The 15,559-nt window shown below is 62.8% G+C and carries 13 protein-coding genes and 1 riboswitch; of the genes, 11 read left to right on the top strand and 2 right to left on the bottom strand.

What is annotated here, in order from left to right; all coding sequences use genetic code 11:
• Window positions 1-419: 419 nt before the first annotated feature.
• Genes AC09SL_RS21700 through AC09SL_RS21685 form a run of 4 tightly spaced genes read left to right on the top strand, consistent with a single transcriptional unit; the run spans window position 420 to window position 4,460 of the window.
• Complete coding sequence (locus tag AC09SL_RS21700) at window positions 420-1,412, top strand: Bug family tripartite tricarboxylate transporter substrate binding protein (protein WP_058543853.1); 993 nt, start codon at window positions 420-422, stop codon at window positions 1,410-1,412.
• A gap of 55 nt (window positions 1,413-1,467) precedes the next feature.
• A complete protein-coding gene (locus AC09SL_RS21695) occupies window positions 1,468-1,929 on the top strand; it encodes a tripartite tricarboxylate transporter TctB family protein (RefSeq protein ID WP_058543854.1) in 462 nt (153 codons plus the stop codon).
• 1 nt (window position 1,930) lies between these two features.
• On the top strand, window positions 1,931-3,445 hold the full coding sequence (locus AC09SL_RS21690) for a tripartite tricarboxylate transporter permease (protein ID WP_058543855.1): 1,515 nt from the start codon (window positions 1,931-1,933) through the stop codon (window positions 3,443-3,445).
• Window positions 3,438-4,460, top strand: a complete 1,023-nt coding sequence (locus AC09SL_RS21685; protein ID WP_058543856.1) for an AbrB family transcriptional regulator — start codon at window positions 3,438-3,440, stop codon at window positions 4,458-4,460. Before AC09SL_RS21690 ends, AC09SL_RS21685 begins: the two co-directional genes overlap by 8 nt.
• Before the next feature lie 86 nt (window positions 4,461-4,546).
• Here AC09SL_RS21685 and ung read toward each other — a convergent pair whose 3' ends face one another.
• Window positions 4,547-5,239: a uracil-DNA glycosylase gene (ung, locus tag AC09SL_RS21680; RefSeq protein ID WP_058543857.1), complete on the bottom strand. Its 693-nt coding sequence runs from the start codon at window positions 5,237-5,239 to the stop codon at window positions 4,547-4,549.
• Window positions 5,240-5,370: 131 nt separating this feature from the next.
• On the opposite strand from ung, the gene AC09SL_RS21675 reads away from it, so the two are divergent.
• A complete protein-coding gene (locus tag AC09SL_RS21675; protein WP_058543858.1) occupies window positions 5,371-6,483 on the top strand; it encodes an enoyl-CoA hydratase/isomerase family protein in 1,113 nt (370 codons plus the stop codon).
• Window positions 6,484-6,745: 262 nt separating this feature from the next.
• Here AC09SL_RS21675 and AC09SL_RS21670 read toward each other — a convergent pair whose 3' ends face one another.
• Entirely contained in the window at window positions 6,746-7,159 is a 414-nt protein-coding gene (locus tag AC09SL_RS21670) for a hypothetical protein (protein ID WP_081264505.1), read from the bottom strand.
• Window positions 7,160-7,464: 305 nt separating this feature from the next.
• Window positions 7,465-7,566: riboswitch (guanidine-I (ykkC/yxkD leader) on the top strand.
• Between the two features lie 60 nt (window positions 7,567-7,626).
• Here AC09SL_RS21670 and AC09SL_RS21665 point away from each other — a divergent pair.
• From AC09SL_RS21665 to uca, 6 genes are all read left to right on the top strand, one after another.
• Complete coding sequence (locus AC09SL_RS21665; RefSeq protein WP_058543859.1) at window positions 7,627-8,694, top strand: putative urea ABC transporter substrate-binding protein; 1,068 nt, start codon at window positions 7,627-7,629, stop codon at window positions 8,692-8,694.
• Window positions 8,695-8,709: 15 nt separating this feature from the next.
• Window positions 8,710-9,525, top strand: coding sequence for an ABC transporter permease (locus tag AC09SL_RS21660; protein ID WP_058543860.1), 816 nt, complete (start codon window positions 8,710-8,712; stop codon window positions 9,523-9,525).
• Entirely contained in the window at window positions 9,522-10,310 is a 789-nt protein-coding gene (locus tag AC09SL_RS21655) for an ABC transporter ATP-binding protein (protein ID WP_058543861.1), read from the top strand. The genes AC09SL_RS21660 and AC09SL_RS21655 overlap by 4 nt, the downstream gene beginning before the upstream one ends.
• Window positions 10,311-10,324: 14 nt before the next feature.
• On the top strand, window positions 10,325-11,050 hold the full coding sequence (locus AC09SL_RS21650; protein ID WP_058543862.1) for an urea amidolyase associated protein UAAP1: 726 nt from the start codon (window positions 10,325-10,327) through the stop codon (window positions 11,048-11,050).
• An 11-nt stretch (window positions 11,051-11,061) separates the two neighbouring features.
• Complete coding sequence (locus AC09SL_RS21645) at window positions 11,062-11,703, top strand: urea amidolyase associated protein UAAP2 (protein WP_058543863.1); 642 nt, start codon at window positions 11,062-11,064, stop codon at window positions 11,701-11,703.
• Between the two features lie 211 nt (window positions 11,704-11,914).
• Complete coding sequence (gene uca, locus AC09SL_RS21640; protein ID WP_064107054.1) at window positions 11,915-15,556, top strand: urea carboxylase; 3,642 nt, start codon at window positions 11,915-11,917, stop codon at window positions 15,554-15,556.
• Window positions 15,557-15,559: the final 3 nt, after the last annotated feature.

Raw genomic sequence — 15,559 nt, 5'->3', positions numbered from 1 at the left:
CCTCGGTTCAGGGATGGCCGACGCCATTCTTTGGCGCGGAGTTTACAGCCGCATCCGCCACTGTGAAGCCAAAAAACACGCTGAAAGCTTTTGAAAGGTTAGCGAAAGGTTGGGCCATTAGAGTGCCTTTACGGGATAGTTTCGACTGACCGCCGCGACGCCTGATCGCGAATGAAAAATGCCACGAAGCGTTTTCATCCTGAATAAGAAAAATAAAAGCGGAGTATTCACCATGCTGTCCATGCAGCTCCAGGCCCCAGCGCCTGCTCGCCCTCCTCGCTTCAACCAGACCGCCTTGGGCGATGTCGCCCTGTATTCAATCCCGGAAACGACCTGCGCGCGCCATCAGCGATGACTTGGGCGGGATCCGTCAACGACAAATTTTCACCACACACAACAACAATCCTGTGGAGACAACAATGAACCTATCACTGCGTAAAGTAGCCCTGGCCGCCGGATGCCTGATGTTCGCCGGGCAGTTGCTCGCCGCTGATCCAGCCAAAGAGCCCAAGCGTCCCGAGTGCATCGCCCCGGCGGCACCGGGCGGCGGTTTCGACCTGACATGCAAACTGGCGCAAAGCGCGCTGGTCAACGAGAAACTGCTGACCAAACCCATGCGGGTGACCTACATGCCCGGCGGTGTCGGCGCGGTGGCCTACAACGCAGTGGTCGCCCAGCGTCCGGCCGACGCCGGTACGCTGGTGGCCTGGTCCAGCGGTTCGCTGTTGAACCTGGCGCAAGGCAAGTTCGGTCGTTTCGATGAAAACGCCGTGCGCTGGCTGGCGGCCGTTGGTACCAGCTACGGTGCCATCGCGGTGAAGAGCGATTCGCCCTACAAGAACCTCGACGACCTGGTAAAGGCCCTGAAGAAAGATCCAGGCTCGGTGGTGATCGGCTCCGGCGGTACCGTCGGCAGCCAGGACTGGATGCAAACCGCCCTGATCGCCAAGGCCGCCGGTATCGACCCGCGCAAACTGCGCTACGTGGCCCTCGAAGGCGGCGGTGAAATCGCCACTGCCCTGCTCGGTGGCCATATCCAGGTGGGCAGTACCGACATCTCCGACTCCATGCCGCACATCATGAGCGGCGACATGCGCCTGCTGGCCGTGTTCGCCGAGAAGCGCCTGGAGCAACCGGAAATGAAGGACATCCCGACCGCTCGCGAGCAAGGCTACGACATCCTCTGGCCGGTGGTGCGTGGCTTCTACCTCGGGCCAAAGGTCAGCGACGAAGACTACGCCTGGTGGAAAAACGCCTTCGACAAACTGCTGGCTTCCGAAGAGTTCGCCAAGCTGCGTGACCAGCGCGAGCTGTTCCCGTTTGCCATGACCGGCCCGGAACTGGACACCTACGTGAAGAAGCAAGTGGCTGATTACAAGGTGCTGGCCAAAGAGTTCGGCCTGATTCAGTAATCGTCTCTGTTCTCGCGGCGGCGCTGGCCCTGCCGGCGCCGCCCAGGAGTTAGTCATGCTCACCATCCAACGTATTTTTGCCGCGGTGTTGCTACTGGTCTGTATCGGCCTGGCGCTGATGGCTTGGCCCTATCAAGCCGCCTTTTCCTACGAACCGGTCGGTCCCCGCGCCTTTCCCTTGCTGATGATCGGGCTGATGGGGCTGGCATTGCTGTACATGCTGTTTCGCCCGACGCCCATCGTGCACAGCGATGACGATCCGCAACTGGACCGCGAAACCCTGCAGAAAATCGGCATCTGCGTGGCATTGCTGCTGGTATTCGCCGGGACCTTCGAACCCCTGGGCTTCATCCTTGCCAGCATCCTGACCGGCGTGCCGATGGCGCGCCTTTACGGCGGTCGTTGGGTGCCGAGCGTGGTGATCATCAGCCTGATGGCCATCGGTCTTTATCTGTTGTTCGACAAGCTGATGGACGTGCCGCTGCCCCTGGGCCTGCTCGACGTCCTGGAGAATTGATATGGATACCCTGAATTATCTCGGCCAGGGTTTTGGCGTTGCACTGACCCCCTACAACCTGGTCACGGCATTGACCGGCACCCTGATCGGCACCGTGGTCGGCCTGCTGCCGGGCCTGGGCCCGATCAACGGCGTGGCGCTGCTGATCCCGATTGCCTTTGCCCTGGGGCTGCCGCCGGAATCGGCGCTGATCCTGTTGGCCGCGGTGTACTTGGGTTGCGAGTACGGCGGACGTATCAGCTCGATCCTGCTCAACATCCCCGGTGAAGCCTCTACCGTGATGACCACCCTCGACGGCTACCCGATGGCCCGCCAGGGCCTGGCCGGCGTAGCGTTGTCGCTGTCGGCGTGGAGTTCGTTCATCGGCGCGTTCATCGCCACCTGCGGCATGGTGTTGTTCGCACCGCTGTTGGCCAAATGGGCGATCGCCTTCGGGCCGGCGGAATATTTCGTCCTGATGGTGTTCGCCATTGTCTGCCTCGGCGGCATGGCCGGCGACCGGCCGCTCAAGACGTTTATCGCGGCGCTGATCGGCTTGTTCCTGTCTTGCGTCGGGATCGATGCCAACAGCGGCGTGTACCGCTTCACCGGTGACAACATCCACCTGACCGACGGCATCCAGTTCGTCGTGCTGGTGCTGGGCCTGTTCTCCATCAGCGAAATCCTGTTGCTGCTGGAAAAAACCCATCGCGGCCAGGAAGCGGTAAAGGCCACCGGGCGGATGATGTTCAACTTCAAGGAAGCGGCGTCGGTCTTCACCGTGAACCTGCGCTGCGGCGTGCTCGGTTTCATCATGGGCGTGCTGCCGGGTGCTGGTGCGACGCTGGCCAGTGCCGTGGCCTACATGACTGAAAAACGCATTGCCGGCACGAGCGGCACGTTCGGCCAGGGTGACAAGCGCGGCCTCGCCGCCCCGGAAACCGCCATCGGCGGCGCGGCCTGCGGTGCGCTGGTGCCGATGCTGACCCTCGGCGTTCCCGGCTCGGGCACCACTGCGGTGATGATCGGCGCCCTGTCGCTGTACAACATCACCCCTGGCCCGCTGCTGTTCCAGCAACAGCCGGACATCGTCTGGGGCCTGATCGCGTCGTTGTTCGTCGCCAACGTCATGCTGGTGGTCCTCAACATCCCGATGATCCGCGTCTTCACCCGCATCCTGGCCGTGCCGAACTGGGCATTGGTACCGGTCATCGCGATCATCACCGGCATCGGTGTCTATGCGGTGCATGCCACCACGTTCGACCTGTTCCTGATGATCGGCATCGGTATCTTCGGTTACATCCTGCGCAAGTTGGAATTCCCGCTGTCGCCGGTGCTGCTGGGCTTCATCCTCGGTGGCCTGATGGAGCAGAACCTGCGCCGTGCGCTGTCGATTTCCAATGGTGCACTGGAAATCCTCTGGTCGAGCCCGATCACCCTCGGTTGCTGGATCCTGACGGTGATCATGCTGTTGATGCCAGTGGTGCGGATCTGGCGTCGCCGCAGTGCGCAACGTCGCGCCCTGGCCAATGTCTGAGGCAACCTTCAGACAGTGGTGGGGAACACCGCTGGTCGGCCTCGCCGGCGGTTTCCTGGCCAGCCTGATCGGCTGGCCTTTGCCCTGGATGGTCGGCTCGTTGCTGGCGATCATCCTGGTGCGCTGTCTCACGCCGTGGCAATTGATGGAAATCCCCGGCGGCCGTAAATGCGGCCAATGGGTAGTGGGCATCGGCATCGGCCTGCACTTCACCCCCGTGGTGATGGAGCAGGTACTGAGCCACTTCGGCCTGATCTTCTTCGGCGCGCTGATCACCAGCGTGTCCAGTGTGGTGAGTGTCTGGCTGATGCGTCGCACCGGCGAGGACCGCGCCACCGCGTTCTTCTCGAGCATGCCGGGCGGTTCCGGCGAAATGGTCAACCTCGGCGCCCGCAACGGTGCGGACCTCAGTCGTGTTGCGGCGGGCCAGAGCCTGCGGGTGCTGGTGGTGGTGCTGTGCGTACCGGCCGCCTTCAAGTACCTGTTGGGCGAAGGCGCGCCGGTGCAACACGCCACGACGGTGGACTGGCTGTGGCTGGCACTCCTGTTTCCGGCTGGCGCCCTGCTCGCCTGGGTCTGGGGGCGCTTGCGCCAACCCAATCCCTGGCTGTTCGGGCCATTGCTGGTCAGTGCGGCGGTAAGCGTCGGTTGGGACCTGCACATCGGCCTGCCCAACGGCGCCAGCCAAGTCGGCCAGTGGTTGATCGGCAGCGGATTGGGTTGTCATTTCAACCGGCAGTTCTTTCGTCGGGCGCCATCGTTCATGGGCCGCACCTTGGTGGGTACGGTGTTGACGATGCTGATCGCCACCCTGGCGGCCTTGGGCCTGAGCACCTTGACCCACCTGGACCTGCGCTCACTGACCCTCGGCATGATGCCCGGCGGTATCGCGGAAATGAGCCTGACGGCCGAGACGTTGCAACTGTCGGTGCCATTGGTGACGGCGTTGCAGGTGATGCGATTGCTGTTCGTGCTGTTTCTGGCGGAGCCGTTGTTCAGGTACTGGAACCGGTAGGAGCTGCCGAAGGCTGCGATCTTTTGATCTTTATCTTTCGCTTGGGATTCAACAGGCAGTGAAAAGATCGCTGGCTTCGCCAGCGCCTACAGCGGCGGCAACCGCCAATCGATAGGCGCCTCGCCATGTTGCTCGAGGAACTTGTTGGTCCGACTGAAATGCCCGCACCCCAAAAAACCACGATAAGCCGACAACGGCGACGGGTGGACTGAGGTCAGCACCAAATGCTTGGTGGCGTCGATCAGCTTCTGTTTGCTCTGGGCATGGGCGCCCCACAGCAGGAAGACCAGGTTCGGCTGGTGTTCGCTGACCACTTCGATGACCCGGTCGGTGAAATGCTGCCAGCCCTTGCCTGCGTGGGCATTGGCGTTGGCACGTTCCACGGTCATGGTGGTGTTGAGCAGCAACACGCCTTGGTCGGCCCAGCTTTGCAGATAGCCATGGTTGGGAATATCGATGTTCAGGTCGCGCTTCAATTCCTTGTAGATGTTCACCAGCGACGGCGGCGCTGGCACACCCGGTTGTACCGAAAAGCACAAGCCATGGGCCTGGCCCGGGCCGTGGTACGGGTCCTGGCCGAGGATCACCACCTTGACCTTATCCAGCGGCGTGGAATTGAGGGCATTGAAAATCAGCGGTGCCGGTGGGTAAATCTCCTTGCCGGCGGCGTATTCACTGCGCAGGAATTCGCGCAACTCTGCCATGTAGGGCTGGTCGAACTCGGCACGCAGTGCCTGCTTCCAGCTCGGTTCGAGTTTGATACGGTCGTCGGCAGTCATGGTTGCATCCGGTAAAAACAATGGGCGCACCCTAGGAAAGGCTACATGGCTTGTCAATTGATCTGACACAGAACCGGCACTTTCCCACGCAGCGGTCATACTGATTATTCAAATTTCTGATCGAGGTCACGATGAATCTGCACTTCGAAGAGCTCACCGGCATCGACGGTGCCCGTATCGGCATCGCCACCCTGGACGCCGAAAAATCCCTGAATGCCCTGTCCCTGCCGATGATCAACGCCTTGCGTGATCGTCTCGATGCCTGGGCCCGGGAGCCGCAGGTCGTCTGTGTGTTATTGCGCGGCAATGGCGCCAAGGCATTTTGCGCCGGCGGTGAAGTGCGCAGCCTGGTGGAGGCCTGCCGTGCCCATCCCGGCGAAGTGCCACCGCTGGCTGCACAATTCTTCGCGGCGGAATACCGCTTGGACTTCAACCTGCACACCTACCCCAAACCCCTGCTGTGTTGGGGCCACGGCTATGTACTGGGCGGCGGCATGGGGCTGTTGCAAGGCGCCAGTACCCGCATCGTCACACCAAGCAGTCGCCTGGCAATGCCAGAGATCAGCATCGGCCTGTACCCGGATGTCGGCGCCAGCTGGTTCCTGTCGCGCCTGCCCGGCAAGCTCGGCCTGTTTCTCGGCCTGACCGGCGCCCACATGAATGCCCGGGACGCCATTGACCTGGGCCTGGCCGACCGCTTTTTGCTGGATGAACAACAGGACGACCTGATCGAAGGCCTGCTGCAACTCAATTGGCAGGAACAGACCGAGATGCAGCTCAACAGCCTGCTCAAGGCCCTGCAGCAGGAAGCGGTCGGCCAAATGCCCGAAGCCCAATGGCTGCCACGTCGACAGAAAATCGATGAATGGCTGGATGTCAGCGATGTGCGCTGCGCCTGGAAAGCCCTCAGCCTGCTGGTGGACAACCCGGATCCGTTGATCGCCCGGGCGGCCAAGACCATGACCGAAGGCTCGCCGCTGACCGCTTATCTGGTCTGGGAACAGATCGCCCGGGCCCGGCATTTGTCCTTGGCCGGCGTGTTCAGGATGGAATACACCCTGAGCCTCAACTGCTGCCGCCATCCGGAATTCAGTGAAGGCGTGCGCGCGCGGCTGATCGACAAGGACCACAAACCCCATTGGCACTGGCCGGACATCAACCATGTGCCCGAAGCGACGGTCGAGGCGCATTTTCACAAAGCATGGGAGGGACGGCATCCATTGGCGGACTTGTCCAATGAGTAACGCCCCTGGCGTGACATTCTGTGAGAGTGACATTTGTGGAATGTGACATCTGTGGAATGTGACATCTGTGGGATGTGACATCTGTGGGATGTGACATCTGTGGGAGCAAAGCTTGCTCGCGATAGCGGTCTGTCACTCACAGGGAAGCCGTCTGCTCCCCTCTCATCGCGAGCAAGCTTTGCTCCCACAGTGTTATCCCATCGGGTTTATTGCAGGCACAAAAAAAGCGGCGCTCAATGCGCCGCTTTTTTCTGCCCTGGTATCAGCGGTGGCTGTTGCGTCCATCGCGATCGCCACGTCCACGATCGCGATCGCCGCGTCCCCAATGATCACGTCCGCCTCGACCACGCCGGTCATCATTCCAGCCGCCCCGGTTATGGCCGTCCCAGCCACCCCGATTCGGATAAGACCGGTACGCTGCTCGCGGTGGCGAGTAGTAGCGTGGGCCTTGTTGGTAGTAACGCGGTGCCGAGTAATAGCGCGGCGCCGGTTGGTAATACCGCGGAGCGTAATAGCCACGCGGTGCCGAATAGTAACTCCCGCCACCGCTGTAATAGACCGGCGCCGGTGAGGTGTAGACCTCGGAACGGTAGTAGCTCGAGTCTGCGTCGTAATAAGGCACGCATGCCGAAAGAGTCAAACCGAGAAACGCAATGAGCAGCAGTCGTCGATACATGGCGGCCTCCTGGACCGCGAATGGGCCACATCAGCGACGCTGATGGGCGGCAGTCAACGTTGTGTGACTGACAACTACTCAGACAGCGAAATCGGAATCTGGTGCGATGGGGCAATAACTAGAAACATGTCGCTCGTCGCCCTCTTCCGGTGCGCGATGGCACCACAAGCAAGCACAAATCGGCTCACCGCTCATCCCTCCCCAACACTGACCCTCTCTGGTCCGGGCCTTTGCCCGAATTGGCACGGCTCTCGCTTTAACAAATTCCGTGCAGGAGTCATCACAGGTTCGCGGCACCACAATTTGCAATGGCTGACTAGGGTTCCGGCTCGCTTCTGGCGAGTGGCTGGTCCGAGAGTTGGCGACCTCCAGTTGAGGTTACACGGCGGGACAAAAGCCCGGGAGACAAGCCACCGTTCGCGGTGCCGCGTTGCTCCTGTCCGCCCTTGATCAACTGGAGAACCACCATGCTCAAGCTTCGTCTGTCCGCCCTGCTCCTCGCCGCCCTCTCGGCCCTCGCGAGCCTCTCGTCCGTCGCCGCGCAAAAAGACCACTTCAGCGTCTGCTGGACCATTTACGCCGGCTGGATGCCCTGGGAATACGCTGGTAGCCAAGGCATCGTCGATAAATGGGCGAAAAAATACGGCATCAAGATCGATGTCGTGCAGCTCAACGATTACGTCGAATCCATCAACCAGTACACCGCCGGTCAGTTCGACGGCTGCACCATGACCAACATGGACGCCCTGACCATTCCCGCTGCCGGTGGTGTGGACAGCACCGCGCTGATCGTCAGCGATTTCTCCAACGGCAACGACGGCATCGTCCTCAAGGGCGAGGGCAAGAAAGTGGCCGACCTCAAGGGCATGGACGTCAACCTGGTGGAACTGTCGGTGTCCCATTATCTGCTGGCCCGCGCCCTGGATTCGGTTGGCCTTGCCGAGAAAGACCTGAAAGTCGTCAACACCTCCGACGCCGACATCTCCGCCGCCTTCAACACCGACCAGGTCAAGGCCGTCACCACCTGGAACCCGATGCTCTCGGACATCAAGGCCCAGCCAGGCGTGAGCGAAGTGTTCAATTCCAGCCAGGTTCCCGGCGAGATCATGGACATGATGGTGGTCAACACCCAGACCCTCCAGGACAACCCAGCCCTGGGCAAAGCGTTGACCGGCGCCTGGTTCGAAGTGGTGGCGCTGATGAACGCGAAAAACGCCGCCAGCCAGGCCGCGCTGGAGCACATGGCCAAAGCCTCGGGCACCGACCTGGCCGGTTTCCAGGCACAACTGGACACCACCAAGCTGTTCGCCACGCCCAAGGAAGCCCTGAGTTTCGCCACCAGTGAACAACTGCCCGCCACCATGGGCAAGGTGGCCCAGTTCTCGTTCCAGCACGGCTTGCTGGGCGAAGGCGCCAAGAGCACCGACGCGGTCGGCATGACGTTCGCCAATGGCGTGACCCGCGGCGACAAGGCCAACCTCAAGCTGCGCTTTGACCCGACCTACGTACAGCTGGCCGCCGACGCCAAGCTGTAAACCGGAGGACCTGGCATGCGCCTGATCAACCGCTACCCGGATCGTCCCAGCCGCTTGTTGCTGGTGATCCTGCCATTCGCGCTGGTGTTGTTCGCCTACTTCATGGGCTCGGCCGAACGGTTGACGGACAACCCCAACGACAAACTGCTGCCCAGTGCCGTGCAGATGGCCGATGCGGTGAAACGCCTGGCCTTCACCGCCGACGCCCGCAGTGGCGATTACTTGCTCTGGCAAGACACCGCCTCGAGCCTGCGTCGGTTGGCCATCGGCCTGGGCATCAGCGCCCTGGCCGGGCTGTGCCTGGGCATAGCCGCCGGTACGTTGCCGCTGTTTGGCGCACCGCTGTCGCCGTTGCTCACCGTAGTGTCGATGGTGCCGCCGCTGGCCATCCTGCCGATCCTGTTCATCGTCTTCGGCCTGGGAGAACTGTCGAAAGTGATGCTGATTGTGATTGGCATCACCCCGTGCCTGGCCCGCGACCTGGAACAGCGCGCCCGGGAGATTCCGCCCGAGCTGCTGATCAAGGCCCAGACTCTCGGCGCTTCGACCTGGACCCTGCTGCTGCGGGTGGTGCTGCCGCAACTGCTGCCGCGCCTGTTGATTTCCCTGCGGCTGATGCTGGGTTCGGCCTGGCTGTTTCTGATCGCCGCCGAAGCCATCGCCTCTACGGATGGGCTGGGCTATCGGATTTTCCTGGTGCGACGTTACCTGGCGATGGACGTGATCTTGCCGTATGTGGTGTGGATCACCCTGCTCGCCTGGCTGATGGACTGGGGCCTCAAGCGCCTGACCCGCCGAGCGTTCCCCTGGTACGAGGGGGCGAAGGCATGAGCTTCATTACAGTGAACAACATCTGGCAACAGTATGCCGATCAGGTGGTGCTGGAGCGTTTGAACCTGAGCGTCTCTGAGGGCGAGTTCTGTACGCTGGTGGGGGCCTCGGGTTGCGGCAAGTCGACCTTCCTGCGGTTGCTGCTGGGCCAGGAACGCGCCAGTCGCGGGCACATTCTCCTGGACGGCGAACCCTTGGCCGGCGAACCGGATGCCAGCCGCGGTGTGGTGTTCCAGCGTTACTCGGTGTTCCCGCACCTGAGCGTGCTGGACAACGTGACCCTGGGCCTGGAGTTGCCGCGCTCACCACTGTTGGGACGGCTGTTTGGCAGCGCCAAGCGCCAGGCCCGCGAAGAAGCCGCGCAACTGCTGGACAAGGTCGGCCTCGGCCATGCGCTGGACAAATACCCGGCGCAACTGTCCGGCGGCATGCAACAGCGGCTGGCGATCGCCCAGGCACTGATCATGAAGCCGCGTGTCCTGCTGCTGGACGAGCCCTTCGGTGCCCTCGACCCGGGCATTCGCAAAGACATGCATGCCTTGTTGCTGGAGCTGTGGCGCGAAACCCGGCTGACGGTGTTCATGGTCACCCATGACCTGTCCGAAGGTTTCAGCCTCGGCACGCGCCTGCTGGTGTTCGACAAGGTCCGTGTCGACCCGCACGCCCCCGGCGCCTATGGCGCGCGCATTACCTACGACATTCCATTGAACAGCGACCGCCGCACCGCCCGTGCCGCCGTCGACGCCCTGCCCGCCGAACTGGCCGGCACGTTGCGTATCGCTTGAAAGGAGTTTTTTCCATGACCGACTCGACCCAATTGTTTGCACCTTTCGCCGAAGAACTGCTGCCCGGTGGCGGCCACCGTTCCTTCGTGCTCAAGCGCGGCCAACTGCTGCGCCTGACCGACCTGCGCGGCGGGGCCAACGTGAGCCTGACGCTGCTCAACGCCAACGAGAAAACCGAACGCCTGAACCTGCCCGACAGCCTCAAATGCCAACACACCGCCAAGCTCACCGCCGGCCATTGCCTCTACTCCGACATGGGCCGGGTGCTGGCGGCCATCACCGCCGACACCTGCGGCTGGAGCGACAGCCTGGGCGGCGTGCTCTGCGCCGAGGAAGTCGCTGAAAAATACGGTCAGGGCCGTTATCAGGAACTGCGCAACGGCTTCTTTCGCAACGGCACCGACAACCTGCTGGTGGAACTGGGCAAGTGGGGGCTGGGCCTGTCCGACCTGCTGATGACCCTCAACCTGTTCAGCCGGGTCGATGTCGATGAGGCCGGAGGCTTTCACTTCGTTGAAGGCAACTCCCGGGCCGGCGACTACATCGAGCTGTACGCGCCGATGGACACCCTGGTGGTGCTGACCGCGCTGCAACACCCGATGGATCCGAACCCGCACTACGCCCCGCAACCGCTCAAGCTCAGTTGGATGAACGCGGACGCCAGCGTCGCCGAGCACTGTCGCCATTCGCGCCCGGAAAACCAGCGCGGCTTCATCAACACCGACCGCCTGTTCGCCTGAGGATCGCTGCCATGTCACTCGCCATCGCCACCGTACAAAAGCTGCCTGACGCCGCCATCTATCGCGCCACCATCCCCGCCGGGGAACCATGGCTGGTGGAGGTCAAGGCAGGCCAGACCCTGCGCATTCTCGACCTGGAAGGCAACCAGGCGGTCGATACGCTGTTCTACAGCCTGGCCAACCCCAAGGAACGCTACGACGTGCAGCGCACCCTGCGCCGGCAGAACAGCGTGTACCTGAGCACCGGCAGCGTGCTGTATTCCAACCTAGGCCAGCCGATGCTGACCATCGTCGAAGACACTTGCGGACGCCACGACACCCTCGGCGGCGCCTGCGCCCAGGAAAGCAACACCGTGCGCTACGCCCTGGAAAAACGCTACATGCACAGCTGCCGCGACAACTACCTGCGGGCCTGCGCCCACGACGGTCGGCTGGGCAAGGGCGACATCGGGCCGAACATCAACTTCTTCATGAACGTGCCGGTCACCGCCGATGGCGGCCTGACCTTCGAAGACGGGATCTCGGCGCCCGGCAAATACGTCGACCTGCGGGCCGAGATGGACGTGATCGTGTTGATCTCCAACTGTCCGCAACTGAACAACCCGTGCAACGCCTACAACCCCACGCCAGCGGAGCTCTTGATATGGAACTGAAACTTACCCGCCTGCGGCGCTGGTTGTTTGTGTTGTGCCAGAGCCGGTCGGGGCAGTGCATCAAATAGCACTAACACCCGCTCCCACAGGGTTCAGCGGTGTTTGTAAGGTTGATTATTTCGCTCACGGGGACGACCCCGTTGGCCATCGAAAACTGCGGGACGGCCCGCATCCCAGTTCAGGCAGTACGCATGCCTGAGGGGCCAATGCCATGTTCGAAAAAATCCTGATCGCCAACCGTGGCGCCATCGCCTGCCGCATCCTGCGGACCTTGCGTGAGCTGAAGGTCGAGGGCGTTGCGGTGTATTCCCAGGCCGACGCCGCCAGCTTGCATATCCTCCAGGCCGATGAAGCCCACTGCCTGGGCGAAGGCGCGGCGGCCGGTACTTATCTGGCGGTGGACAAGCTTTTGGCCATTGCCAAAAGCAGCGGCGCGACCGCGATCCATCCCGGCTACGGCTTTCTCTCGGAAAACGCTGCCTTCGCGCAAGCGTGCGAAGCTGCCGGTATTGCCTTCATCGGTCCGACGCCAGAGCAACTGCGCGTGTTCGGCCTCAAGCACACCGCCCGCGACCTGGCCCGCCGACACGGCGTGCCACTGCTCGAAGGCACTGAACTGCTCGACAGCCTCGACGCCGCGCTATTGGCGGGCACACAGCTCGGCTATCCGGTAATGCTCAAAAGTACCGCGGGCGGCGGCGGTATCGGCATGCGCGTGTGTCGCAGCGCCGCCGACCTGAGCGAATCCTTCGAAGCGGTCAAGCGCCTGGGTCAGAACAACTTCAGCGACGCCGGAGTGTTCATCGAAAAATACATCGAACGCGCGCGGCATCTGGAAGTGCAGGTCTTCGGCGACGGCCTGGGACAGGTGATCGCCCTGGGCGTGCGCGACTGCTCGGTGCAACGGCGCAACCAGAAAGTCCTCGAAGAAACCCCGGCGCCGAACCTGCCCGAGGGCATGGCCGACGAACTCTGCGCAGCGGCGATCCAACTGGCCCAGGCCGTGAACTATCGCAGCGCCGGCACCGTGGAGTTCGTGTTCGACAGCGACGCGGGGCGCTTCTACTTCCTGGAAGTGAACACCCGCCTGCAAGTGGAGCACGGCGTCACCGAACAGGTGTGGAACGTGGACCTGGTGCGCTGGATGGTGCAACTGGCGGCCGGTGATTTGCCGCCACTGAACGAGTTGAGCCAGGGTTTGAAGGCCGAGGGCCACGCAATCCAGGCGCGCCTGTATGCCGAAGACCCAGGCCGGGATTTCCAGCCAAGCCCGGGGATGCTGAGCGCCGTGAGATTCCCGCAGGCCGATGGTAAACAGTTGCGCATCGACACCTGGGTCGAGGCCGGTTGCCAGATCCCGCCCTACTTCGACCCGATGATCGCCAAGGTCATTCGCTGGGCGCCGACCCGCGAGCAGGCACGGCTGGGCTTGCATCAGGCGCTGGAGGAAAGCCTGCTGTATGGGGTGGAGACCAACCGCCAATACCTGCAACAGATTCTCCTCGACACACCGTTTGCCAGTGGCCAGCCCTGGACCCGCTGCCTGGAAGCGTTGGTCTATCGCGCCAACACCGTTGAAGTGCTCAGCCCCGGCACCCAGACCAGCGTCCAGGACTATCCCGGCCGCCTCGGTTATTGGGCGGTGGGGGTGCCGCCGTCGGGGCCGATGGACAGCCGTTCGCTGCGCCTGGGCAATCGCCTCTTGGGCAACGAAGAAGGTGCGCCGGCATTGGAAATCACCATGAACGGGCCGCTGCTGCGTTTCAACTGCAATGCCCGGGTGGCGGTGACCGGTGCGGCGATTGCCCTCACGCTCGACGGCGAAGCAGTGCCGATGAACACACCGTTGTCGATTGCTGCTGGCGCCACCCTCGCCATCGGCCATATCTCTGGCGCCGGGGCGCGCAGCTACCTGTGCCTGCAAGGTGGCGTGCAAGTGCCGGATTACCTGGGCAGTAAAAGCACCTTCACCCTCGGCCAGTTTGGCGGCCACGGCGGACGCGCGTTGTGCACCGGTGACGTATTGCACCTGGCGCCGCTGGACGCGCACATGACGCTGCCGCCAACGAGCGCGCCGATCCTGGAACTGCCAAGCGTGCGGCAGATCCGCGTGATCTACGGTCCCCACGGCGCGCCGGAATATTTCACCGAGCGCTACATCCAGACCTTCTTCGACACGGCCTGGGAAGTGCACTTCAACTCCAGCCGCACTGGCGTGCGCCTGATCGGGCCGAAACCCGAATGGGTCCGCGCCGACGGCGGCGAGGCCGGGCTGCACCCTTCCAACATCCATGACAACCCCTACGCCATCGGCGCCGTGGACTTCACCGGCGACATGCCCGTCATTCTCGGCCCCGACGGCCCGAGCCTGGGCGGTTTCGTCTGCCCGGTGACGGTGATAGAAGCGGACCTGTGGCAGTTGGGGCAGCTCAAGGCGGGGGACAAGGTGCGGTTCGTGCCGGTGGATATCTCCACCGCCCGATCACTGGCCCTGCAATGGCCCCCCTGTGGGAGCGAGCTTGCTCGCGATAGCGGTCTGTCAGTCCCATCGATTTTGGATGTCCCGCCGCTTTCGCGAGCAAGCCCGCTCCCACAGGTGATTGTGTCGCCTGTGGTGTTGGATATCGGCCAGGACGACACCCGCCTGGTGGCGAGATTGGCCGGCGACACCCACCTGCTGCTGGAAATCGGCGCCCCCGAATTGGACCTGGTGCTGCGCTTTCGCGCCCATGCCTTGATGCAGGCGTTGGAACACAAACACCTGCCCGGCGTGATCGACCTCACGCCAGGCATTCGCTCGCTGCAAGTGCACTATCAACCCGAGCTAATGCCCCTGGCCGACCTGCTGCCCCTCATCGTCGGTGAATGGGACGCGGTGTGCGCCGCGCAGGACCTGCAAGTGCCGTCGCGCATCGTCCACCTGCCGCTGTCCTGGGATGATCCGGCCTGTCAGTTGGCCATCGAAAAATACATGACCACGGTGCGCAAGGACGCGCCCTGGTGCCCGAGCAACCTGGAGTTCATCCGACGCATCAACGACCTGCCCAACCTCGATGAAGTGCAACGCACGGTGTTTGATGCCAGCTACCTGGTGATGGGCCTGGGGGACGTCTACCTCGGCGCGCCGGTCGCCACGCCGCTCGACCCACGCCATCGACTGGTGACCACCAAATACAACCCGGCCCGAACCTGGACCGCGGAAAACTCGGTGGGCATCGGCGGCGCCTACATGTGCGTGTACGGCATGGAAGGTCCTGGCGGCTATCAGTTCGTCGGGCGCACGTTGCAGATGTGGAACCGTTATCGGGACGTTGCCGCCTTCGACGGCAAGCCCTGGCTGCTGCGGTTCTTCGACCAGATCCGCTTCTACCCGGTCAGCGCCGACGAACTGCTGCGCATCCGTCGGGACTTCCCCCTGGGCCGCTTCGATCTGGAGATCGAGCACAGCCAGCTCAACCTCGCTGACTACCAGCGCTTCCTGGCGCAGGAGGCCAACAGCATCGCCGCGTTCCGACAACAGCAACAAGGTGCCTTCGACGCCGAGCGTGAGCGTTGGATCGCCAGTGACCAGGCGCACTTCGACAGTGAAGAACCGGCCATCGCACCGAGCGAAGATTCGCCGCTGACTGACGGTCAACTGAGTGTCGACAGCCACATCGCCGGCAACCTCTGGCAGGTGCAGGTAGACGTTGGCGCACGGGTCGCCGCCGGTGATGTGCTGGTCATCCTGGAGTCGATGAAAATGGAAATCCCGCTGCTTGCGCCCTCGGCCGGCGTGGTGCGCGAGGTGCGCGTCCAGCCAGGTTCTGCGGTGCGCGCCGGACAGCGCGTCGTGGTGCTGGACCGTGACTGAACT

Source organism: Pseudomonas sp. PF05 (assembly GCF_056521845.1).
Note: the sequence above shows the minus strand (reverse complement) of the source record. Positions and strands in the feature narration are given on the sequence as shown.

Coding starts and splice junctions, on each gene's coding strand:
- AC09SL_RS21690 (WP_058543855.1), top strand. CDS start 1,931: ATGGATACCCTGAATTATCTCGGCCAGGGTTTTGGCGTTGCACTGACC.
- AC09SL_RS21695 (WP_058543854.1), top strand. CDS start 1,468: ATGCTCACCATCCAACGTATTTTTGCCGCGGTGTTGCTACTGGTCTGT.
- AC09SL_RS21700 (WP_058543853.1), top strand. CDS start 420: ATGAACCTATCACTGCGTAAAGTAGCCCTGGCCGCCGGATGCCTGATG.
- AC09SL_RS21675 (WP_058543858.1), top strand. CDS start 5,371: ATGAATCTGCACTTCGAAGAGCTCACCGGCATCGACGGTGCCCGTATC.
- uca (WP_064107054.1), top strand. CDS start 11,915: ATGTTCGAAAAAATCCTGATCGCCAACCGTGGCGCCATCGCCTGCCGC.
- AC09SL_RS21655 (WP_058543861.1), top strand. CDS start 9,522: ATGAGCTTCATTACAGTGAACAACATCTGGCAACAGTATGCCGATCAG.
- AC09SL_RS21665 (WP_058543859.1), top strand. CDS start 7,627: ATGCTCAAGCTTCGTCTGTCCGCCCTGCTCCTCGCCGCCCTCTCGGCC.
- AC09SL_RS21645 (WP_058543863.1), top strand. CDS start 11,062: ATGTCACTCGCCATCGCCACCGTACAAAAGCTGCCTGACGCCGCCATC.
- AC09SL_RS21670 (WP_081264505.1), bottom strand. CDS start 7,159: ATGTATCGACGACTGCTGCTCATTGCGTTTCTCGGTTTGACTCTTTCG.
- AC09SL_RS21685 (WP_058543856.1), top strand. CDS start 3,438: ATGTCTGAGGCAACCTTCAGACAGTGGTGGGGAACACCGCTGGTCGGC.
- AC09SL_RS21660 (WP_058543860.1), top strand. CDS start 8,710: ATGCGCCTGATCAACCGCTACCCGGATCGTCCCAGCCGCTTGTTGCTG.
- ung (WP_058543857.1), bottom strand. CDS start 5,239: ATGACTGCCGACGACCGTATCAAACTCGAACCGAGCTGGAAGCAGGCA.
- AC09SL_RS21650 (WP_058543862.1), top strand. CDS start 10,325: ATGACCGACTCGACCCAATTGTTTGCACCTTTCGCCGAAGAACTGCTG.